The organism is Carboxydocella sp. JDF658 (assembly GCF_002049395.1).
Lineage (GTDB): Bacteria > Bacillota.
This window is the reverse complement of the sequence record NZ_BDLR01000052.1, coordinates 1-6,118: the sequence shown is the minus strand read 5'-3', so window position 1 is coordinate 6,118 and position 6,118 is coordinate 1. Positions and strand designations below refer to the sequence as shown.

Genomic DNA, 6,118 nt, shown 5'->3' with positions numbered 1-6,118 from the left:
CGCCCCCCGCCACTGGCAGCCAGACTGCGAATCAAGTAGCGGCTGGCACCACCGGTCAGAATGCCGGCATCCCAGACCACCATCCCTGCTCCCAGCAATCCCGCCAGAACAGCATGTTTCAGCATTGCTGCCGCCGGAGAATGGTCAGTGCTGACTAACAGGGCAGTTTCCGGCTGGAATAGAGTGGCAAAAGCAGCCGCCACTTTCACCGCCTGTTCCGGAGTCAGTTCCCGGTTAATTTCTCCCACAATCCCCTCGCGCCCGAAGAGCGTACGGGGCTGGCGTTCTCCCCAGACCAGGTTTTCCCGCAGGCGGGCTCCGCTTTCCACCCGTTTCTGGGGCCAGATTTTTACCCCGGCATCTACATAAACCCGTTCGCCCAGTACCGTACCATCTCCGATCACCGCACCTTGATAAATCCGGCTCCCCTGACCCACCTTGACCTGACGGCAGAGGATAGCCCCGCGGATTTCTGCTCCGGCACCTATATTTACCCCTTCCCAGAGAACAGCCCGTTTAAGGCTGGCTTTGCTGCCGAGATGACAATTGCGGCCAATCACCGTAAAAGGCCCCACATAGGCCTCCGCATCAATAACGGTATCCGCTCCGATAAAAGCCGGCCCTTCCAGATAGGCCCGGGGATGGATTTTTGCCCCTGCCTCAGCCCAGACCCCCGGAGCAACCTGTTGACCGCCCAGTTCCAGCTGTACCCCACCGGCCAGCACGGCATAATGGGCTTCTGCATATTGTTGCAAATTGCCGATATCACACCAGTACCCCGCCAGGATACAGCCGAAGAGCGGTCTCCCTTCCGCCAGCAAGCGGGGAAAGAGATCTTTACTGAAATCAAACTGCTGACCTGCCGGAATATATTGCAATACCCGGGGTTCCAGGATATAGATCCCGGTATTGACCGTATCACTGAAAACCTCACTCCAGCTGGGTTTTTCCAGGAAACGATAAATACTGCCATTTTTATCAGTCATCACTACCCCGTATTCCAGAGGTGTCTGGACCCGGGTCAAAACCAGGGTTGCCCAGGCACCCTTTTGCCGATGAAACTCAATGGCCCGGCTCAGGTCAAAATCCGTCAGCGCATCACCACTGATAACAATAAAAGGTTCATCCAAAAATTCTTCTGCATTTTTGACACTGCCAGCAGTGCCCAGGGGAGTTTCCTCCAGAAAATAGCGCATTTCCACCCCCCAGTCACTGCCATCGCCAAAATATTCCATAATGACCTCCGGCAGATACTGCAAGGTAACCCCAATCTGACGGATGCCATGTTTTTTCAGGAGATTGACAATGTGTTCCATCACCGGCCGGTTCAGTAAAGGCGTCAGAGGTTTGGGCCGGTCACAGGTTAATGGTCTCAGTCGGGAACCTTCCCCTCCCGCCATAATAATGGCTTTCATAGCCAGACCTCCGTTCTCTATTATTGTTCTGCCAGAATTTCTTCATAAACTGCTACCGTAGTGCGGGCAATTTTGTCCCAGTTATAGATTTCCAGCACCTCCCGGTAGGCCCTTTCTTCCACCTGCCGGGCAAAGGGCGGATCACAGAGAATTTTCAGCACATTATCGGCCAGGGAATCAGGAGAACCTACATAGCATTTCAAACCATTTACGCCATGTTTAATAATTTCCCCCAGTCCACCGGTATCACTGACTACCACTGGCGTCCGGGCCGCCATAGCTTCCAGGGCCACAATACCAAAAGGTTCATACAGGCTGGGAAAAACCGCAACGGAAGCAGAACGGTACAGTTTATTACGGGTCACATCATCGATATAACCGGTAAAATAAATTCTCTCTGTCACGCCCATCTCCCAGGCCTTTTGCCGCAAATAACCTTCCGCCGGCCCTCGACCGGCGATAACGAACTTGGTCTGGGGATGGTAATGGAGAATTTTCGGAATGGCATCCAGCAAGACATGCGCCCCTTTTTCATGCACCAGCCGTCCTACGAAAAAGACGATTTTTTCGGTAGGATGGGCATATCGATTGCGAAAATCCGGTTCAGGTTCGGTCTGAAAATCCTCCGGCCTTACGCCGTTCGGTATGATCCGGATTTTGTCTTCCGGCAGAGAGAATATGTATCTCACCTCATTATGCATATATTGACTGCAAACAATCACCCGCCAGGCTTCATAAGTCAGCCACCACTCCACATCACTGATATAGCGCTGGTTATCATCATGCAGCCCCCAGTTGCGCCCGAATTCAGTGGCATGAATGGTAGCTACCAGTGGAATGTTCTGCGCGTGTTTAATCGCCCGGCTGACATATGCAGTTAACCAGTCATGGCAGTGAACAATATCCCAGGGGGCTGATTGGCTATCCCGCAAAGTCATGGTGAATTCCAGCATGGCCAGGTTCAACTGCAAAATCCAGGTGCGAAAATCCGGAGCCCGCAAATGATATGGCTGGACGCGATAAACCTCCACCCCCTCTATATTTTCATAGGCAGGCAGGTTATCTCCCCCGCAGGTGACAACCTGAATTTCATGGCCCTGTTTGGCCGTGGCCAGAGTCAAATCATGCACATGCCGGGCCAGACCGCCTACGCTTTTGGGCGGAAACTCCCAGGAATACATTAATATACGCACTGTCATCCCCCTTTCGTTCTGGATTTACTTGATTAGTTTATCCAGCGGGACGGAAAAATATGATAAAAAAAGGGCATGGTTTACACCATGCGCCCATTGTGAACAATAAAGGACCAGTTATTGCCATTGTTGTTATCCCAGTTATTGGCACTGTCCTTGAAGCAGAAATTAAGCCTGGTCCCTTCGGCCACGGTTATGGTTTTTTCCCAGCCATGGCCGGTAAAATACATGGGATAGTCGGTTACCATCTGCCAGTTGTCATTGGAACCATACCCTACATGCAGGTAGATTTGCTGGGCTCCGCTTTTAGCCAGCAGGCCGTTATACAGGATTGTCACTTCCTGACCAGCCGTAATCGGGGTAGGATCCACAGTCACACCGCCCTGTAGCTGGCTTTCTGCCATCTCCTTCAAGCGGTGATCACTATCGCGGAAATTGGTGTGTTTCATTTCCACCATCATTTCACCTCCTCAGGAGATAACTTCCAGCCGCCAATTGTGGCCATTGTTGTTATCCCAGTTATTGGCCGCATCCCGGAAGCAAAAATTCAATTCATGGACATCCTGGACCTGGATGGTATTTTCCCAGCCCCGGGCAGTCCGCACCATAGGCATGTCCAGGGAATCATGCCAGTCCGGACCATAGCCGGCATGCAAATATACCTGGCTAGCACCGCTATTGGCCAGGAGGCCATTGTAGATAATGGTCACTGAACCCCCGCGGGCTACCGGCAGGGGCCCGGCTACTACACCATTGACCAGGTGCCCTGTGCCCTCAATGGCGATATGATGCACCGTCTTCACCTCCATCAGGCTCGCAAATTGTTGTTGATAGCTACTGACCAGTTGAGGCCATTATTGTTATCCCAGTTATTGGCACTGTCCTTGAAGCAGAAATTGAGGCTGCCGGGATGTTCTACTGACAGCACCTTCTGCCAGCCATTGGCCGTTTTCTGCATGGGGTAATCACAAACATATTCCCATTTATCCCCATAACCCACATGCAAGTACACCTGGTCAGCTCCCGACCGGGCCAGTAAGCCATTGTACTGAATCCGGACCAGATCACCCGCCTTGATAATGTCCGGAGTAACCTCAATTCCCTGTTGTTCAATCCGCATATAAATCACCTCCGGCATTAGTATGATACCAGCAGGGCAAATCTATGCTAAAAAAAATAGCCCTCGGTTTAACCGAGGGCAAAAAACTGGCTATTTTCTTAACCAGCGTTTAATGGCATATTTTACCGTTTCTTTATTCATATCCGCAATGGAGGTAGTCAGCGGAATCTGTTTGGGACAAACCCGCACACAGTTCTGGGAATTACCACAATCCGTAATCCCCCCATCTCCCATAATGGCTTCCAACCGCTCTTCCTTGTTCATTTCCCCGGTCGGATGAGTGTTGAACAAGCGCACCTGGGAGATAGCTGCCGGACCGATGAATTTGGATTTGCTGTTCACCTGGGGACAGGCTTCCATGCAGCAACCACAGGTCATACAGCGGGATAATTCATAGGCCCATTCCTGGGTTTTGGCCGCCAGTTTGGGCCCTGGCCCCAGATCATAGGTACCATCGATAGGAATCCATGCTTTGACTTTTTTCAGATTTTCAAACATGATGCTGCGGTCTACCATCAAATCGCGAATCAGGGGAAACTTGGTCAGAGGTCTCAATTCAACAGGCTGTTGTAACTGGTCAATCAAAGCCGAGCAAGCCTGTCTGGGAACCCCGTTTATTAGCATTGTACAGGCCCCGCAAACTTCTTCCAGACAATTGCATTCCCACACTACCGGCGTAGTTTTTTCCCCCTGGGCATTGACGGGATTTTTTTGAATTTCCATCAAGGCGGAAATTACATTCATATTGGGCTTATACGGGATTTTAAACTCTTCCCAGTAGGGTTTGGCCTGGGGACTTTCCTGCCGCCGTACCCGCAGGTGAATGTATTTTTGTTCAGCCATCAGGCCTTCACCTCCGATTTATCCACATCGTATTTGCGCGGCCGGGGCTTGATCAGGGAGACATCCACCGGCTCATATTCCAGCCGTGGCCCAGCGGGAGTATAGAAGGCCTTGGTGGTTTTCAGCCAGTTTTCATCATCCCGGTTGGGAAACTCCGGCTTATAATGGGCACCCCGGCTTTCATTGCGGGCAATAGCCCCTCTGGTAATCACCCGGGCCAGCTGCAGCATACCCCAGAGATGGCGCACAAACATCACACTCTGGTTGGACCAGCGGCCGGTATCCGCCAGATTGATATTCTGGTAGCGCTCCATCAATTCCTGAATTTTGGCATCGGTTTTTTCCATCCGGTCATTATAGCGCACTACCGTGACATTATCGGTCATCCATTTACCCAGCTCTTCATGAAGCAGATAGGGATTTTCCTTGCCATTCATCCGGTAAATGGCTTCCACCTTTTCCTCCTGCCGTTTGCGCTCCTGTTCAAACAGCCTTTCCTCCAGAGCAAAGGCCGACTTGCTCAAACCGCTGGCATAGGCCACTGCTGCCGGTCCCACTATCATGCCACTATAAATAGCAGAAAGCAGGGAGTTGGCACCCAGGCGGTTAGCACCATGGTACTGGTAGTCACATTCCCCGGCAGCAAACAATCCGGGAATATTGGTCATATGATTGTAATCCACCCAGAGCCCGCCCATGGAATAATGGACACCCGGGAATATCTTCATCGGCACTTTGCGGGGATCTTCCCCAACAAATTTTTCATAGATCTCCAGAATCCCGCCCAGCTTGCGGTCCAGCACTTTAGGATCTATATGGGAAACATCCAGATAAACCATGTTCTGACCATTTATCCCCAGTTTCAAATCCACACAGACATGGAAAATCTCCCGGGTAGCGATATCCCGCGGTACCAGGTTCCCATAGGCCGGATATTTTTCTTCCAGGAAATACCATGGTTTACCATCCTTGTAAGTCCAGACCCGACCGCCTTCACCGCGGGCCGATTCGGACATCAAACGCAATTTATCCTCTCCTGGAATAGCAGTAGGATGGATCTGAATAAACTCCCCGTTGGCATAGCAGGCGCCTTGCATGTAAACTGCCGCCGCCGCCCAGCCGGTATTGATAGTGGAGTTGGTACTCTTGCCAAAGATCATGCCCGGGCCACCGGTGGCCATAATCACCGCTTCACCCCGGAAGGCCCTGATTTCCATGCTAGCCAGGTTCTGGGCGGTAATCCCCCGGCAAATCCCCTGCTCATCCAGCACAATGGAAAGGAAATCCCAGCCCTCATACTTTTGCACCAGACCAGCTGCTTCCCAGCGCCGTACCTGTTCATCACAGGCATAAAGTAATTGCTGGCCGGTGGTCGCTCCAGCAAAAGCGGTACGATGGTGTTTGGTACCACCAAAACGCCGGAAATCCAGATGTCCTTCCGGTGTGCGGTTGAACATTACTCCCATCCGGTCCATCAGATGGATAATTCCAGGTGCCGCTTCACACATTTTCAGCACCGGTGGTTGATTGGCCAGAAAGTCCCCGCC

The 6,118-nt window shown here is 51.8% G+C and carries 7 protein-coding genes; all 7 read right to left on the bottom strand.

Annotated features, from left to right (window positions below; translation table 11 throughout):
• A partial coding sequence (locus tag JDF658_RS09245) for an NDP-sugar synthase (RefSeq protein ID WP_159446601.1) occupies positions 1 to 1,415 on the bottom strand: 1,415 nt, incomplete at its 3' end.
• 20 nt (positions 1,416 to 1,435) lie between these two features.
• Positions 1,436 to 2,608: a glycosyltransferase family 4 protein gene (locus JDF658_RS09240; RefSeq protein ID WP_200805666.1), complete on the bottom strand. Its 1,173-nt coding sequence runs from the start codon at positions 2,606 to 2,608 to the stop codon at positions 1,436 to 1,438.
• An 80-nt stretch (positions 2,609 to 2,688) separates the two neighbouring features.
• Complete coding sequence (locus JDF658_RS09235) at positions 2,689 to 3,066, bottom strand: carbohydrate-binding protein (RefSeq protein WP_242946645.1); 378 nt, start codon at positions 3,064 to 3,066, stop codon at positions 2,689 to 2,691.
• 12 nt (positions 3,067 to 3,078) lie between these two features.
• Positions 3,079 to 3,402: a carbohydrate-binding protein gene (locus tag JDF658_RS09230; protein WP_242946644.1), complete on the bottom strand. Its 324-nt coding sequence runs from the start codon at positions 3,400 to 3,402 to the stop codon at positions 3,079 to 3,081.
• A gap of 14 nt (positions 3,403 to 3,416) precedes the next feature.
• On the bottom strand, positions 3,417 to 3,728 hold the full coding sequence (locus JDF658_RS09225) for a carbohydrate-binding protein (protein ID WP_107753860.1): 312 nt from the start codon (positions 3,726 to 3,728) through the stop codon (positions 3,417 to 3,419).
• A gap of 90 nt (positions 3,729 to 3,818) precedes the next feature.
• A complete protein-coding gene (gene sdhB, locus JDF658_RS09220; protein WP_078664663.1) occupies positions 3,819 to 4,571 on the bottom strand; it encodes a succinate dehydrogenase iron-sulfur subunit in 753 nt (250 codons plus the stop codon).
• Positions 4,571 to 6,118, bottom strand: a 1,548-nt coding sequence (sdhA, locus tag JDF658_RS09215) for a succinate dehydrogenase flavoprotein subunit (protein ID WP_079907345.1), incomplete at its 5' end; no start/stop codon positions are given. The genes sdhA and sdhB, both read right to left, overlap by 1 nt.